The organism is Tenacibaculum amylolyticum, from assembly GCF_964511145.1.
Classification (GTDB): domain Bacteria; phylum Bacteroidota; class Bacteroidia; order Flavobacteriales; family Flavobacteriaceae; genus Polaribacter; species Polaribacter amylolyticum.
This window is the reverse complement of record NZ_CAZEFZ010000029.1, coordinates 1-16,921: the sequence shown is the minus strand read 5'-3', so window position 1 is coordinate 16,921 and position 16,921 is coordinate 1. Positions and strand designations below refer to the sequence as shown.

Below are 16,921 nucleotides of genomic sequence, written 5' to 3'. Positions count from 1 at the left end.
ATATATTATACTTATTAGGTAGTAACCCCTAGCTTTAAAAGCTTGGGGTTTCTTTTTTAACACTGCCCCAAATTTTATGCAAATAAATATAGAAGTGGTTCTTTGAGCTCACAGCGTTTTAAATACACAATAAGTTAAAGCTATAACCAAAAGTTAATTATCTGTAAACGTATGTTTTATGTTGGGTAAAAGTGTATATTTAAAACAGGATTAATTTAAAATGAAAAAGAAATACCATTCAACAATTTTGAAGTGCGCTACTTTACTAGTGACGAGCAAACTGCTATTTCAAATGCCTTATCACCCCTAGAAACTTCATTAACCAGTAAATTAGCCAATTTATCGCCCGATGAGCGTAGGCAATTTGGTAGTATAAACGAGCAAAACAAATTGGTAATTAATAAGGTAAAAGAATACCGAGAAAACCAACCATTGTTAAGTAGCCCCGATATAGATTGGGATGAGTTTACAAGAGATTTTAACTCGCGTACTTTTATTGAAATGCTATTTCAGCGTTTAAATAATTTAAATACTGGGTTAAAAAATGCCAAGATTTTACACGATTGGGATAATTACCAAGACACACTTACCGATTATAATTATACCAAGTATAAAAACGGTACAGCTGCCACAGGCTATGAAGCCAAGCAAAATGATTTAGCACAGTTTTTTGGTAAAAAAACAAGTACTACTAACACAACAGTTAGCACACCTGAAGAACAAACAAGATAACCACAAATTTGTTGTTGTAAACCTAAAAATATAGGTTAATTAATAAGCTAGTGAGGTATTATGCCAAGCTAGCTTATTTTTTTAATGTTTTAGCGCGGTTGGTTAATGGACTATTTAGGTATAATAACCCCATTGTATAGAAGTTTTACTATTATGTTGAGGTTAATTAGTTAACAAATTAGGTTGTTAATTGGTTTAATTAGGTTGCTAACCTATATAATGGAGTATTGTATAGGTTTAATAAAGTAATTAACCATACTTAATAAGTACATAACCTACAAGGCAAAGTAGGTAACCGCAAAATATAAGTTTATAAAGTATTGGTTATGGTATAGCTTCAATACGAATGGTATTGAAAATATAGTGAAGTAGTTTTACTACTCTAGAAAAGCTAAAGCTTTAAACAGAAACCACTATGAATAAAAAAACTACCCACATAGGGTAGTTTTTTAAAAAAAAATAAAACCTTAATCTCCCATTACTAATACTTCAACTAAGTTTAAGTATTCATTAGGTGTATTTTGTCTTATATACACATATCTTACCCCATGTATGTCTAATCCATCTTTAGTTATATGAATTGGTTTACTACCATCACCAGGTAAACTAGCAGCTATTCTGGTAACATAACCAGCCTGTTGCTCTATATCTGTAAGGGATTGAGACATATCTAAAGGTTGTGTAGAAAATATTATGTTAAATTCTCCTAATCTATTCCAACAACAAGTAGTTCTATTATACACAACAACACCTGTTATATGATGTGTATTTTCTTGTAAATCAATACGCGCCCAAGATACTTGTCCTGCAACTTTACTTGTATGTGCAACGGCAGAATCTCCTCCTGTTCTTACACCATCTGTTAACCTACTACCAGGATAACCAGGAAAAGTTGTACTAAGCTGTACAGGTTTGTTTAAAGCAATATTTGTTAAAGCAGGAGTAGCTACACAATTTGTAGGGTTGCCAGTGTGTGATTCACGGAAAATACCATCAATTGTATTAGCTGCTTCTCTTGTAAGAATAGGATTTACAATATCACTTGGTAAGTTTTCATTAACATTACTAGTGCTCGATACTATGCTTGGCAAACACGAATGAAACTCATTAGCAATACCTACACTTTTAAGTATAGCTCTAAGTGTTTTTAGTTTAAACTTACGAGCATTTGCTACCTGAAAGTCTCTGTTAAAAGCAAAGTTGTTAACATATATAATGTTGCTAACACTGCTTCTATTACTTGGGTATTTAGCTTCAAATTCTCCATTAGCTAAGGTGTTTTTTTCTAAAAAAGTAATGGTGTGATCTGGAGTCATAGAGGGATCAAGAGGTCCATTGGGGTTTATAAATGTTACCTCTCGTAATGTTTTAAATCTTCTGTTGGTTAATTCGATTAACTGATTAATTATGGAAGTTCGAACATCATAAATAATTGCTTGGTCATCTGATAGGTCTGTTAAATTACTTATATCTAAAGCTATAACAGTACTATTTGGTAGGTTAGTAACGCCATTAAACGTAGTACTTCCGTTATCTGTAGGAAGTGTAGTAGCATTACGTGTATAAGCTGTATTGGCTACTTCTGCGTTTGGTTGTTTTTCAATAATTTCGTTTTGTAGCTCATCATTACATGATAGTAATGAAAATGCAACTACACTTGCAAATAAAAGTGATTTTTTAAATTTAAACATAATTATCATTTAAGAATTTATTTCTCTCAAGAGGTAGTCTAAGATTATTTTTTATAGCTAGCTCAGGCAAAGCTATTGATTAAAATGAGTATAGTAAAGATATATGTTGTCCCAAAAAACAATTTTTGAGATAGTTATTTTTGTAAAAGGCTTATTTTTAGTTGTTTATATGTTGTCTCAAAAAAGAGTTTTTGAGACACTTTCTTTTGTTATAACATTAATATAATAATGGAATTAATTCTAATTGTTACTTTTTAACAGGTTTTAAAGGAGCTAAAATCTTTAATACCGAAGCGATAAACATATTAAAGAACTTAAAAAAGTATTGAAAGAATTCAATTCATAAACATTGTATTATATTTATATAAGAGCTCGTAAAAATTGTAAATATATTCAAGTTAATTTGAAGCGAATAAAAAGATATATGTTAGATTTTAGAATCGTTCATATTAAGTATAATTCCTTTAAACATGGTAAATGACAGATAGGTGGCACCTAAATGTCGTTATAAAATACGCAAGTTGTAAATAGCTTTGTATCGAACCAATATTCAAAATATGAAAACTCAATCTATTGCAAATAACTTAGTGTATCAAAGAAAACTAAAAGGATATACTCAAGAAGAATTATCTGAGAAATCACAAGTAACAGTTCGTACAATTCAACGTATAGAAAAAGGAAATGTAAACCCACATCTTCAAACAGTAAAACTATTAGCTGTTGCTTTAGAACTAGAAGTAGATGATTTATTAATATTAGAGAATCCTAAAGAAGAAACAATACTTAAAAAATGGTTGTTGCTATTACATAGCATTCCATTTTTAGGATTTATAATACCGTTGGCAAATATATTTTTCCCTTTATTTCTTTGGATTCATAAAAGAGAAGATAATAAGCTGTATAATACTCATGGGATTAAGATTCTAAATTTTCAAATAACAATGAGTATCCTATATATTTTATCATTTGTGGCTTTACTTACTGTAGAAAAATGGGGATTCATTGTTTTCATCTCAATAATTCCAATTAGTGTTGTTGTAATGATTTTTAATATCATAACTTCAGTAAACTCACATAAATGTTACTATCCTCTGTCAGTTCCTTTTTTAAAAGATAAGAATAAGAAAAAAGCAATAAATAACTTAGTATGTATTTGTTTATCTATTGTGTGCTTTGCGAGTTGTCATAAAATAAAAAATGACCGTATTGTTCGTTTAGACGGTACAGAAATAGCAAAAGATTCTTTAACTAAGAAAGTTAATTTTCTAACAAAAGAGGCAAATGTACATGGTTTAGCAATTTCGATTTTCAATGATAATAAAGAAGTTTATAAGAAAAGTTTTGGGTATAAAGATTATGAGAAAAAGTTACTATTAAATGATTCAACAAATATTTATGGAGCTTCTTTTAGTAAAGCAGTATTTGGAGTCTTAGTTATGAAATTAGTTGAAAATAACGTTATTGATTTAGATACTCCTTTAGAATCCTATTTACCTAAGAAGATATATGAATACAAACCAGAAACAAGATGGCATGATGATTTTTCAGCCTTAAAAAATGATAGTTTGTATCATAAAATTACAGCAAGGATGTGTTTGAATCATACAACTGGTTTTGCAAATTATAGATGGTTTGAATCAGACTATAAATTACGTGTTAATCGCGAACCAGGAAGTAGATACAGTTATTCAGGAGAAGGTTTTATTTATTTACAAGTTGTCTTAGAGAAAATAGTAGGTAAGAAATTAGAGGATTTAGCACAGGAAATCATTTTTAAACCATTAGATATGATTAATACAAGTTATCAATGGAATAAAAGATTTGAAAAAAACTTTGCTTATGGACATAATAGATTAGGTGAAAAATATATAAAAGATATAGATAACGAACCAAGAGGAGGTGGTACTTTAGAGACAACATCTGATGACTATACTAAATTTTTGAAAGGAGTATTAGAAGGTAAGATTTTGACAAAAGCATCTTGGAAAGAAATTTTTAAACCGCAAATTAGAATTCGTTCTATAAGACAATTTGGCCCTTTAGCACTTAAAGATTCAACATTAAATGATGATATTGAATTAAATTATGGATTAGGATGGGGTATTATACAAACACCTTATGGTATTGGAGTTTTTAAAGAAGGCCACGGGAATGGGTTTCAACATTATTCTATTCTTTTTCCCGACGTTAAAAAAGGAGTAATGATCATGACAAATAGTGATAATGGAGAGAGTATTTTTGAAGAATTATTAGAAATAAGCATGAAAGATATTTATACACCTTATGAATGGGAAAACTATATAGCATATACCAAAAAAGAGAGTCTATAAGACTCTCTCTTTTAATATAAAATTCTTTACTCTTAATTAAGCTTAGACCAAAGTTTATCTTTTAATTCCATTAAGCCCATTTGAGCCACAGAAGAAATGAATAATGCTTCAACGCCTTCTGGTAATTCTGCTTTAATTTCTGCTTTCAATTCATCATCTAACATATCCGATTTAGAAATCGCTAATACACGATCTTTATCTAATAATTCTGGATTGTGTTTACGAAGTTCGTTTAATAATACTTCATATTCTTTTTGAATATCATCACTGTCAGCAGGAATTAAAAAGAGTAGGAGAGAGTTACGTTCTATATGACGTAAAAAGTAGTGTCCTAATCCTTTTCCTTCGGCAGCTCCTTCAATAATTCCAGGAATATCAGCCATTACAAAACTCTGATGATTTCTGTATTCTACAATTCCTAAATTAGGTTTTAATGTGGTAAAAGCATAATCTGCAATTTTAGGTTTAGCAGCCGTTAATACAGATAACAACGTAGATTTTCCTGCATTTGGAAAACCAACTAATCCTACGTCTGCAAGAATTTTAAGTTCAACTCTAAACCAAGCTTCTTTTCCTTCAATTCCAGGTTGAGCATATCTAGGAGTTTGATTTGTAGAAGATTTAAAGTGCCAGTTTCCTCTACCACCTTTACCACCTTCAAGAACAATAACTTCTTGCTGATCTTCTGTAATTTCAAATAAAATTTCATCAGTATCAGCATCTCTAATAATTGTACCTAATGGTACAGGAACAATAACATCTGCACCATCCTTCCCAGTACTTCTACTAGAACCACCATCGCCACCATGATCTGCTCTAAAATGACGCTTGAATTTTAAGTGAAACAACGTCCACATATTTTTGTCTCCTTGAAAAATAACATGTCCACCACGACCACCATCTCCACCATCTGGGCCACCTTTTGCTATGTATTTTTCTCTATGTAGGTGCGCAGAACCACGACCTCCTTTACCTGAAGAGGCATAAATTTTTATATAGTCAACAAAATTTCCTTCCGTCATTTCTCTTAAAAATTAGTATTCCCGCCAAAAGCGGGAATGTATGATTAAAGTGTATCAAATACTTTTGATAAACGTTCTGTTATTTCTTCTATGCTCCCAACGCCATCTATACCATAGAAATTACCTTGACTTTCATAATAGTCTTTTAAAATGGCTGTTTTGGTGTTGTATTCATTAAATCGGTTACGAATTTTCTCTTCGTCAGTATCGTCACTACGACCACTGGTTTTTCCTCTTTCAAGAATTCGCTCCACTAATAAATCCTCAGCTACTTCTAAAGCTACCATTCCATTAATACGCTCATTCTTTTCTGCTAAAAAGGCATCTAATGCTTTTGCTTGAGATTCTGTACGAGGAAAACCGTCGAAAATAAAACCGTTAGCATCGCTATTTTTGTTTACTTCCTCTTTTAACATGTTAATCGTAACTTCATCAGGAACAAGATCCCCAGCATCAATATATTTCTTAGCTAAAACTCCTAATTCAGTTTCGTTTTTAATATTAAATCTGAAAACGTCACCAGTAGAAATATGTACTAACTGATATTTTTCTTTTAATAATGTTGCTTGGGTACCTTTTCCGGCACCTGGAGGTCCAAATAAGACGATGTTTTTCATTTTAGGTTGTGTTGTTAATTGGTAAATAGCAGGCAAATTTCTTCCCAAACCATTATAATCTAAACCGTAACCAACGATAAATTTATCTTCAATACTCTTACCAATATAATCTATAGGTAATTCTTTACGGAATACATCTGGTTTAAAGAAAAGCGATACTATTTTAAGTTGTTTTATATTTTTAGATCGGAATATTTCATAAATCTCATGAAGCGTAGTTCCTGTATCAATAATATCCTCAAGAATAATTACTGTTCTATCAGTAATGTCTTCATTAATTCCAATCAATTTTTTTACAGTATCTGTAGATGAAGTACCTTCATAAGAAGCTAATTTTACAAAAGAGATTTCACAATCCCCATTGTATTCACGAATAAAATCTGCTGCAAACATGAAACAACCATTTAAAATACCTACAAATAAAGGTACTTCTCCTTTTGGTAAATCTTGTTTTACTTGGTATGCAAGTGTTTTTACAATATTAGAAAGCTCTTCATTCGTAATGAATTGCTTGAAATATAAATCGTGAATTTTTTTAATTTTCATCTACCTGTAAATATAAGGATTAAATAAAAAAACCGTCTTGATTTACTGAGTAACTCAGTGGAAACAAAACGGTTAATGTATATTATAATCTAGTGTTAGTTTTTAGACTCCTTTTCTTTGTCTTTAGTAGCATCAAACATAATAGGAGTTGCTACGAATAATGATGAATACGTACCAACTAAAACACCTATGATTAATGCAAACATAAATCCTTTAATACTATCTCCTCCAAAGAAGAAAATAGCTAACATTACTAGCATTGTAGTTAACGAAGTATTTATCGTTCTTCCTAAAGTACTACTTAAGGCTTTGTCTACTAACTTAGCAGTAAAAGTCTTACTGTTTTCAGAGTACTCTCTAATTCTATCGAAAATTACCACGGTATCATTCAGCGAGTAACCAACTACGGTTAAGATTGCTGCAATAAATGATTGTCCGATTTCCATATCGAATGGCATAAACTTGTAGAAAATAGAGAAGATACCTAATACGATTAATACATCGTGGAATACTGCAGCTACTGCTCCAATAGAGAACGATACTTTTCTGAATCGTAATAAGATATATAAGAATACAACTAATAAAGAACCTAATACAGCCCAAATTGCAGACTGCTTAATATCATCGGCAATAGTTGGGTCTACTTTCATATAGCTCATAATACCTTGCGCTTCACCTAATTTCTCGAAACCAGGCTTAAATTGCTCGTAAGATACTTCTGATAAATATGGCTTTAAACCATTGTATAAAGTACTTTGTACTTCTTCATCAACCTCTTTACTCTTATCATCAATTTTAAATACAGTTGTAATTTTTAATTGATTATCTGCACCATATGTTTTTACTTCAGGAGCAGTACCAAGTACTTCTTTTAAAGAAGAAGCTACTTCATTAGCCTTCATTGGTTGGTTGAAACGAACTACATAAGAACGACCTCCTTTAAAATCTACACCTTGCTTTAAACCAATAGTGAAGATAGAAACTAAACCAACTAAAATTAAAGTTCCAGAAACTACATACGCAATTTTACGTTTCTTTAAGAAATCGAAATTGATATTTTGGAACCAGTTCTTAGATAAGTTAGTATTGAAAGTAAGGTTTGCTCCTTTGGTTACAGCACCATCTACAAATAAACGAGTAATAAAAATAGCTGTAAATAATGAAGTACCAATACCAATCATTAATGTTAAGGCAAAACCTTTAATTGGACCTGTACCAAATACGTATAAGATAATACCTGTTAATAAGGTAGTAATGTTTGCATCTATAATCGCAGATAACGCTCCTTTCGTACTGAAACCTTCAGCCACAGCATCGAATAATGATTTTCCAGAGTTTAAAGCTTCTTTAATACGCTCAAATATAATTACGTTGGCATCTACGGACATACCTATTGTTAAGATAATACCAGCAATACCAGGTAATGTTAATACAGAATTAAACGAAGCTAAAATTCCAAAAATGAATAATATGTTTACTACAAGTGCGATGTTCGCATATAAACCAGCTTTACCATAGTATAAAACCATCCATACTAATACTAGTAATATTGCTAATCCAAAAGACCACATACTTGCATTAATTGCTTCTTTACCTAAAGATGGCCCTACAACTTCTGCTTCAATAATTCTAGCAGGAGCAGGTAATTTACCAGCTTTTAATACCGTTGCAATATCTTGTGCTTCTTCAACAGTCATTGAACCACCAGAGATTTGAGTACTACCTCCAGTAATTGCACCATTTACAACAGGCGCAGTATAAACGTAGTTATCTAATACAACAGCTACGAATTTTCCAACATTTTCGCTGGTCATTTTCGCCCATTTCTTAGTTCCTACACCATTCATTAACATAGAAACAACAGGCTTACTTAATTGGTCATAGTCTTGTTTTGCATCAGCAATAACGTCTCCTTCAATTGGAGCAAGACCACCTCTGTTTCCTTTTATTGCATATAAACCAATTAGTTGAGTGGTTTTATCTGCGCTAGGTTGTGCTTTATAATCCCATAAAAACTTTACATAACGTAAGTTTTGAGGCAATAAAGCTCTAATTTCTCTATTCTTTAATAAGCTATTTACTTTTGCCGTATCTGCTACTTTAGCTTGTGCTACTAAAGAACTTATTTGGTTTTGATTTTGGGCAATGTTCGGGAATAAATAAGTAAATAAATTTTTCTGAGTTGGAGCATCTGTAGCATCAGTTGTTTCTTCTAATAACTCATCAATTTCTGATTTCGTAGAATCTTTCTTTTGAGTTGTTGCTTCTTCAGCATCTCCTTTTAAAAGCTCAGCAGCTTTTGCATTAGCAGTAAGGAAGAAATTTTGAACATCCGCATTTGTATATACTTCCCAGAATTGAAGTTTAGCAGTACTTTCTAATAATTTCTGTACTCTGTCTATATCTTTAGCTCCTGGTAATTCTACTTGAATTCTTCCTGAAGTTCCTATTCTTTGGATATTTGGTTGCACAACACCAAATTTATCAATACGACTACGTAATACTTCAAAAGCTGTATTAATAGATGTATTGATTTCTTCTTGTAAAATAGGCTTTACTTCTGCATTAGTTTTGTTAAAGTCAATTTTATCACGAAGTAATTTGTTCCCAAAAATAGTAGGATCACTTAATTTTACAGAACCGTTGCTAGCATTTTCAAATTCATCGTAAAAAATATCAAGATAATCAGCTTGACTATTTTTTTGCTTTTCATCAGCATTTGCTAAAGCTTGTAAAAAAACTTCATTTTTTGATTCGTTAGATAAACCTTTTAAGATATCTTTTACAGATACCTGTAAAATTGCGTTGATTCCACCTTTTAAATCAAGACCAAGATTCATTTCTTTGTCTCTGATATCATCGTAAGTGAAACCGGCAATTACCTCTTTATTTGCAACACTATCTTTGTAGCGCTTCTCTAATCTAGCAAGTTCTCTACCATCTTTACTATCAACAGCTTCAGCATTTGCATATGCTTTAGCCTCTTTTTCTACTTTGTTAGCAAAAAAAGTGAAAGACAATTGGTATAGACTCACCAATCCGAAAAGGATTGCAAATAATCTAATTAGACCTTTGTTTTGCATCTTCAATAATTTAGATTGACTTCTTTTTTTAAAACGTGCAAATATAGTATAACAAAAAAGAAAACCCAATTTTTTGTTAGTTTTCTAATACTATTATAAGTAACTTTTTTAATTATGTATAAGGTTGTATTCATTTTTTTGAATTACTTTTAAATTTATGGACAAGTGTGTTGTAAAAAAAGAGATAAGTGAATCAAGAAAAAAAGTTTGGAATTACCTGACAGACTTTCATCATATGCCACGATGGTTTTTTAGTCAAATTCCATCTTTTGAACCGAAAATAGATTTTAAAACTAAATTTGAAGTAACTTCAGGAGAACGTGTTTTTACACATTTATGGGAAATAGTTGAAGTTGAAGAAGAAAGATGTATAAAATATCGTTGGCAATATGAAGAATATATAGATATTGAAAGTTTTGTAACTTTTGAGCTATTTGATCTTACTGCTAATAAAACAGAGTTAGTTATTACGTTTGAAGGTATTGAAGCTTATCCTAAAAATATTCCAGAGTTCACTTTAGAAAGTTGTAGAAATGGGTGGGAATACTTTGCTGAAGAATTAAATAAATATTCTCTAGAAAACGGATCTTCTTTTTAAAAAGGAAAAACACCCTTTTTTTATGTAAAGTTAATGTAAAGAATGATAAATGCTACTGAATTCTTTATATTTAAAAACTAGGGGTGTTAGGAGGTTATTGTTTTTATGTATAGATATAATTATGGAAATTATCCGTAAAACATTAGCCCGTGTATTAAATACAAGAAAGTACTATACTTCATATTACCGAAACGCAATTTATAAATACACAGATTTTAATTCATATTTTGAGTTGTTTTCTAATATAGCTTCTCAAACAAATGTAACTATAGCTAAAAAAGAAATTGCTTTTTTAGAAGATATTCCTATGGGAAGTAGCTTCAATACTGTGAAAAATAGAATTTATGGTTCATTTAGAATAGTTAGAGAATTAAAGCACATTACAATGCTATTATCTGAAATCAAACTATACGATTTTAAGTTCACATTAGAAATGCATTTCTTTCGAGATAAATTGGTGTTTTTTAAGTATGTGTTTAAAAATAAAGAGCAGAAAGATTTACTTATAGATTTAGTGCTAAAAAAATATTTTAATAAAGAAAAAGAAGATAGATGTAATTCTCTTTACGCAACAGATACTAATAATAATTACATTCATTTAGAAGATGAAGTACATTTATCTATAAGTTATCTAACTTTAAATTTTGGCTTTTTTGAATACCTTACAGATTTAAAAGAGGAAGAAGAAATGTTAATTATGACTAGAAATAAAACTGCTGTAGAAGAACTTTTTAACAAATTATAAAAGCATAAAAAAACCGAACACAGAAATGTATTCGGTTTTAAAAAGAAAGTGATCTTATTATTATACACCTCTTTGTTTATTTATTTCGTCTTGCAACTGTCTTCTTAATTTTTGCTCTTTTTCTAAAGACTTTTTTCTATGCAATTCAAATTCTTGCTCAATTTCAGCTAAATTACTTTTAGCTTGTTTTGTTAATGAGTTACTACTTTTAAACTTGAACATAAAAAATAACATAATTAAAGCTAAAGTAATAATGATAGACCACAAAGCGATGTTATAAGAACTCTTAGTCATACCTATTCCTAAAAAGTTAATTTTATCTTCTTTGTCTATTGCTGAGTTCAAATCATTAGTAAGCGTATTGATTTTCTCATTTAAAGCAGTGATACTACTTTCTTGTGTGCTAATTTGTTCTTGTTTAGATTTTAAATTAGTCTTTAAAGAAGCAACACTATCTAAAATGTTTTTTTGTAAAACTTGAAAATCTGTGCGAGTAATCATTTTATACTGTTGCCAGTTACTAGCTTTTCCATATGCTTTTATGAATTGATTTTCTACAGTATTTGGCAAAGCGTCCAACTCTTTTTTAGATAATTTAGTTTGAGCGAAAACTGTTGAAGAAAATAAAAGAATGAATAAAAGATGAATGATTTTCATTGGTAATTGATTTCTATTAGTTTTAAAAAAACCCAAACGGAAAAGTTTGGGTTTTTAGTATAAGCAAGGTTATGAAACTTATTTTACTTTATTTACAATTGCCTTAAAAGCTTCTGGGTTGTTCATAGCTAAATCTGCTAAAACCTTACGGTTTAATTCGATATTGTTAGCTTTTACTTTCCCCATAAACTGTGAGTAAGACATTCCGTACTGACGAGCTCCAGCGTTAATACGTTGAATCCATAATGAACGGAAATTTCTCTTATTGTTTTTACGATCGCGGTAAGCGTATTGTAATCCTTTCTCTACCGCATTCTTTGCTACTGTATAAACGTTTTTTCTACGTCCAAAGTAACCTTTTGCTTGCTTCAAGATTTTCTTTCTTCTATTTCTTGAAGCTACTGAATTTACTGATCTTGGCATAATTCAAATTGTTTTTTGTAGTAGGCGACTTAATTAAAAGTACTTTATGAGCCCAACTCCATGGTTAATAATTAATTTACTACCTAGCTAACAATTATTTTAATAATAATTGTTGCTTAATATTCCCTTCGTCAGATTTGTGTACTAACGTAGAGTGTGTTAATGCAAGCTTACGTTTCTTAGACTTCTTAGTTAAGATATGACTCTTAAACGCGTGCTTTCTTTTAATTTTTCCAGAACCAGTTAACTTAAAACGTTTCTTGGCACTAGATTTAGTTTTCATTTTAGGCATCTTCTGCTATCGTTTTTATCTTGCTTATATTCTTTAATATGTTTGCTAATTGAATAAAATAAAAATCAACTAGTAAAAAACTATTTTACTTTTTTAGGAGCAATAAACATTATCATACGTTTACCTTCTAATTTAGGCATTTGCTCTACTTTACCATAGTCTTCTAATTCTTGAGCAAGCTTTAATAATAATATTTGTCCTTGTTCCTTAAAAATAATAGATCGTCCTTTAAAGAAAACATATGCTTTAAGTTTTGCACCATCTTGCAAAAATTTAATGGCATGTTTCTTTTTAAATTCATAATCATGATCATCCGTTTGAGGACCAAAACGAATTTCTTTAACAACAACCTTGGTAGCTTTAGCTTTAAGAGCTTTATCACGTTTCTTCTGCTCATACAAGAATTTCTTGTAATCAATCACTTTACATACGGGGGGAACAGCTTTAGGTGAAATTTCAACTAAATCTAGTTCTAACTCTCGAGCTAATTCCTTTGCTTTTGCTAAAGGGTATACTCCTTGTTCTACATTCTCTCCTACGAGACGTACTTCGTCAACATATCGAATTTTATCGTTAATTCTATGTTGATCTTCTTTAATTATTCTTGCGGGTCTTCTACCGCCTTTTCTTCTTATTGCTATGGCTTATTAATTTTTAAATTATTCCTTATTATTATCTGTGTGAAACGTAGCTAACGTTTTCCCAACTTCTTTTTGAATTAACTGTGTGAATTCTTCTATAATAAATGTACCTATATCTCCTTCACCATGCTTTCTAACAGATACAGTTCCATTCTCTTCCTCCTTCTCACCAACAATAATCATAAATGGAATCTTGCTAACTTCAGCATCTCTAATCTTACGACCAGTTTTTTCATTACGATTATCTACGAGGGCGCGAATTTCGGAATTTTCTAACAAATGTAAAACTTTTTTGGTATATTTTTCGTATTTCTCGCTGATTGGCAGTATTATAACCTGTTCTGGCGTTAACCACAGAGGGAAGTTACCTCCAGTATGTTCTAACAAAATCGCAATAAATCTTTCTAGAGATCCAAAAGGTGCTCTATGTATCATTACTGGTCTGTGTAGCTCGTTATCGCTTCCTTTGTATGTTAAGTCAAAACGCTCAGGTAAGTTATAGTCAACTTGAATGGTTCCTAATTGCCAACTTCTACCTAAAGCATCTTTAACCATAAAGTCTAACTTTGGTCCATAAAATGCTGCTTCACCAGACTCTACTACAAAGTCAAGCCCCTTGTCTTTTGCTGCATTAATAATTGCTTGCTCTGCTTTTTCCCAGTTTTCTACAGAACCAATATACTTTTCTGGTTTTTCTAAATCTCTAACAGAAACTTGTGCTGTAAAATTATCGAATCCAAGAGAACGGAAAACATAAAGAACTAAATCAATTACATTTTTAAATTCTTCATCTAATTGTTCTGGTGTACAGAAGATGTGTGCATCATCCTGAGTAAAACCTCTTACTCTTGTTAAACCATGTAATTCACCACTTTGTTCATATCTATATACAGTACCAAATTCAGCAAAACGTTTTGGTAAATCTTTATAAGAATAAGGTTTGTAGTTGAAAATCTCACAGTGATGAGGACAGTTCATAGGTTTTAATAAGAACTCTTCATCATCTTTTGGAGTAGTAATAGGTTGAAAGCTATCTTCTCCATATTTAGCATAATGACCAGAAGTTACATATAATTCTTTTTGCCCAATATGAGGCGTCATTACCATTTCGTAACCGGCTTTCTTCTGAGCATTTTTTAAGAAATCTTCTAATCTGTTTCTTAAAGCAGCTCCTTTAGGTAACCATAATGGTAAACCTTGACCAACTTTTTGTGAAAAAGTAAATAACTCTAACTCTTTTCCTAATTTTCTGTGATCTCTTTTCTTTGCTTCTTCAAGTAATTCTAAATACTCTTTAAGCATTTTTTGTTTTGGAAAAGAAATAGCATATACACGAGTAAGCTGATTATTTTTCTCATCACCACGCCAATATGCTCCAGCGACGTTCATTATTTTTACAGCTTTAATAAGTCCAGTGTTAGGAATGTGTCCTCCACGACATAAGTCTGTAAAATTGCTATGGTCGCAAAAAGTAATATCACCGTCTTCTAATCCTTCAATTAGTTCAACTTTATATTGATTGTGTCTGTCTTTATAATAAGACAAAGCATCAGCTTTACTTACGGAACGCATTTTGAACTCAGCTTTCTCTCTGGCTCTTTCTAAAAATTTCTTTTCAATTTTATCGAAATCTTTTTCAGATAATGTCTCATCTCCAAAATCTACATCATAATAAAAACCATTATCAATTGCTGGTCCAATAGTAAGTTTAGCATCTGGATAAAAATCTAAAATAGCTTGAGCTAATACGTGGGCAGAAGAATGCCAAAAAGCTTTTTTTCCTTCTGGATTGTCAAAAGTATATAAGGTAAGCGTACCATCTGTGGTTAATGGAGTAGTGGTTTCTACGGTTTTATCATTAAAACTTGCAGAAATAATATTTCTTGCTAATCCTTCGCTAATACTTTTAGCTACATCATAAGGAGTAGAGTTCATTTCATACTCTCTTACGCTTCCATCAGGTAATGTAATTTTTATCATTATATATTATATGTGTTTAATTAGATTTTCGTACAAGTGAAAATCTTGAATTCGCAAAGATATTGTAAATGCATTTTTTGTACAATACATATATTATGTATTTTAAATATTAAATGAAGTGTTTTTTGAAGGTTTGTTATAAATAAATGAAAAAAGCTATATAATGAAAGTCTTTAATTTATTTATATTTAAGAAATAATTGCAATTAATAAACCATACCTCCTTTATGATCTTAGACTTTTTGAAAAGATTAGGAAAGTTAGAGCCTTTTGAAATTAAGAACAGTAGTTTGGTGTTAATACTAATGTCACCTGGTATATATCTATATTCTGTTTTAATATTTAGGTTTAATCCTCATGCAATTGAAGTGCCTTACTTGAGAGAATTATTTGCAGTTTTTTATATGATAGTAGGTTTATTACCTTTTTTGAAGAAAAAGTTTGTTGAAGATTATTATGGAATATTCGTTTTTATTGCTCTTTTATTATTTCAACATTATCTTACATATACTACAGCTATTAACGATTTTTCTTTAGATTATTTGTTGGGTACTTATATAGTAATGTTTGGAGCAATTTTAATGTTGAATGTAAGAGTACTGATTATTCTTTTTAGCACACTTCAATTGCTTCATATGGGATATCAGGTGTTAACATCTCAGTTAGATTTAGTGACAGAAGGTGCTATATTGATTTCTACAACTACAATTTATGTGTATTCATTTATTATTTTAAATGGTTTTATACGCTATCGTAAAAATTTACAAGAAGTAAATATGCAGTTAGAAGATAGAATAAAGTTGCGTACTCAAGATTTAGAGAATAGAGCGAAAGAGTTGTATGAAAGAAATAAAGATCTAGAAGAATTTGCTTATGTAGTTTCACATGATCTTAAAAGACCATTAAGGAATATATATACATTGGCAGATTGGCTTACGGAAGATAATGAAGATGAATTTTGTAAGGAATCAGCAAAAGAGAATTTAACAATGATGAAAGATCAGGTAGAGGAAATGGATATGTTGATTAACGGAGTGCTAAATTATTCTTTACAGATGCAGAAAGAACATGATTTGGAAAAAGTGGATGTAGATAGAATGATCAAGAGGATAAGTAAACTTAATTCATCTAATAAATGTAAGATTGAAGTAAAGGAGGAGTTACCAATAGTAGTGTTTAATGAGTCAAGATTGATGCAAGTATTTCATAATTTAATCCAGAATGCAATAAAACATAATGATAAAGATGTCGTAGAAATAAAGATTGGTTGCGAAGAGAAGGAAAGTGAATATTGCTTTTTTGTGAAAGATAATGGTCCTGGAATAGATGAAAAATACCATGAAAAGATATTTCATCTATTCCAAAAGTTAGAAATCAAATCGAATATAGAGTCTATTGGTATAGGATTAGCGTTAGTAAAAAAGATTGTTGAAAGGAATAAAGGAAAGGTTTGGTTAGAAAGCGAAAAAGGAAAAGGCTGCGCTTTCTTTTTTAGTGTTCCCAAATAGCATACATATATTAATGTATAAAGGGATGAGAAAAAGTTTGAAAAAACTTTTGGCTTT

Annotated in this window: 14 protein-coding genes; 5 read left to right on the top strand and 9 right to left on the bottom strand. The window is 30.6% G+C overall.

What is annotated here, in order from left to right; all coding sequences use genetic code 11:
* Window positions 1-252: 252 nt before the first annotated feature.
* Window positions 253-732 (top strand): hypothetical protein, encoded by a 480-nt coding sequence (locus ACKTTC_RS10680; protein ID WP_408039813.1) that lies wholly within the window; start codon window positions 253-255, stop codon window positions 730-732.
* A 467-nt stretch (window positions 733-1,199) separates the two neighbouring features.
* On the opposite strand, the gene ACKTTC_RS10675 is transcribed toward ACKTTC_RS10680, so the two are convergent.
* Window positions 1,200-2,423 carry a hypothetical protein gene (locus ACKTTC_RS10675; protein WP_408039812.1) on the bottom strand — a complete coding sequence of 408 codons (1,224 nt, stop codon included), beginning with the start codon at window positions 2,421-2,423 and terminating at the stop codon, window positions 1,200-1,202.
* Window positions 2,424-2,980: 557 nt separating this feature from the next.
* Here ACKTTC_RS10675 and ACKTTC_RS10670 point away from each other — a divergent pair.
* The gene (locus ACKTTC_RS10670) at window positions 2,981-4,753 is read left to right on the top strand and encodes a serine hydrolase (protein ID WP_408039811.1); all 1,773 of its coding nucleotides are present in this window, start codon (window positions 2,981-2,983) and stop codon (window positions 4,751-4,753) included.
* Between the two features lie 32 nt (window positions 4,754-4,785).
* Here the strand turns inward: ACKTTC_RS10670 and obgE are convergent, their stop codons facing one another.
* The 3 genes from obgE to secDF form a co-directional block, all read right to left on the bottom strand.
* Window positions 4,786-5,775, bottom strand: a complete 990-nt coding sequence (obgE, locus tag ACKTTC_RS10665; protein ID WP_408039810.1) for a GTPase ObgE — start codon at window positions 5,773-5,775, stop codon at window positions 4,786-4,788.
* Window positions 5,776-5,819: 44 nt separating this feature from the next.
* The gene (locus ACKTTC_RS10660) at window positions 5,820-6,938 is read right to left on the bottom strand and encodes an adenylate kinase (RefSeq protein WP_408039809.1); all 1,119 of its coding nucleotides are present in this window, start codon (window positions 6,936-6,938) and stop codon (window positions 5,820-5,822) included.
* A 95-nt stretch (window positions 6,939-7,033) separates the two neighbouring features.
* Window positions 7,034-10,021 (bottom strand): protein translocase subunit SecDF, encoded by a 2,988-nt coding sequence (secDF, locus tag ACKTTC_RS10655; protein ID WP_408039808.1) that lies wholly within the window; start codon window positions 10,019-10,021, stop codon window positions 7,034-7,036.
* 157 nt (window positions 10,022-10,178) lie between these two features.
* Here secDF and ACKTTC_RS10650 point away from each other — a divergent pair, with 157 nt between their 5' ends.
* A complete protein-coding gene (locus ACKTTC_RS10650; protein WP_408039807.1) occupies window positions 10,179-10,619 on the top strand; it encodes an SRPBCC family protein in 441 nt (146 codons plus the stop codon).
* A gap of 121 nt (window positions 10,620-10,740) precedes the next feature.
* Complete coding sequence (locus tag ACKTTC_RS10645) at window positions 10,741-11,364, top strand: hypothetical protein (RefSeq protein ID WP_408039806.1); 624 nt, start codon at window positions 10,741-10,743, stop codon at window positions 11,362-11,364.
* A 60-nt stretch (window positions 11,365-11,424) separates the two neighbouring features.
* On the opposite strand, the gene ACKTTC_RS10640 is transcribed toward ACKTTC_RS10645, so the two are convergent.
* The 5 genes from ACKTTC_RS10640 to thrS form a co-directional block, all read right to left on the bottom strand.
* Window positions 11,425-12,021 carry a hypothetical protein gene (locus ACKTTC_RS10640; RefSeq protein WP_408039805.1) on the bottom strand — a complete coding sequence of 199 codons (597 nt, stop codon included), beginning with the start codon at window positions 12,019-12,021 and terminating at the stop codon, window positions 11,425-11,427.
* 78 nt (window positions 12,022-12,099) lie between these two features.
* Entirely contained in the window at window positions 12,100-12,444 is a 345-nt protein-coding gene (rplT, locus tag ACKTTC_RS10635) for a 50S ribosomal protein L20 (RefSeq protein ID WP_408039804.1), read from the bottom strand.
* Between the two features lie 94 nt (window positions 12,445-12,538).
* Complete coding sequence (gene rpmI / locus ACKTTC_RS10630) at window positions 12,539-12,736, bottom strand: 50S ribosomal protein L35 (protein WP_348712397.1); 198 nt, start codon at window positions 12,734-12,736, stop codon at window positions 12,539-12,541.
* Window positions 12,737-12,816: 80 nt separating this feature from the next.
* Window positions 12,817-13,335 carry a translation initiation factor IF-3 gene (infC, locus tag ACKTTC_RS10625; RefSeq protein WP_408039824.1) on the bottom strand — a complete coding sequence of 173 codons (519 nt, stop codon included), beginning with the start codon at window positions 13,333-13,335 and terminating at the stop codon, window positions 12,817-12,819.
* A 60-nt stretch (window positions 13,336-13,395) separates the two neighbouring features.
* On the bottom strand, window positions 13,396-15,357 hold the full coding sequence (thrS, locus tag ACKTTC_RS10620) for a threonine--tRNA ligase (protein ID WP_408039803.1): 1,962 nt from the start codon (window positions 15,355-15,357) through the stop codon (window positions 13,396-13,398).
* A 226-nt stretch (window positions 15,358-15,583) separates the two neighbouring features.
* Between thrS and ACKTTC_RS10615 the strand changes: the two genes are divergently transcribed.
* Entirely contained in the window at window positions 15,584-16,864 is a 1,281-nt protein-coding gene (locus tag ACKTTC_RS10615; RefSeq protein ID WP_408039802.1) for a sensor histidine kinase, read from the top strand.
* Window positions 16,865-16,921: the final 57 nt, after the last annotated feature.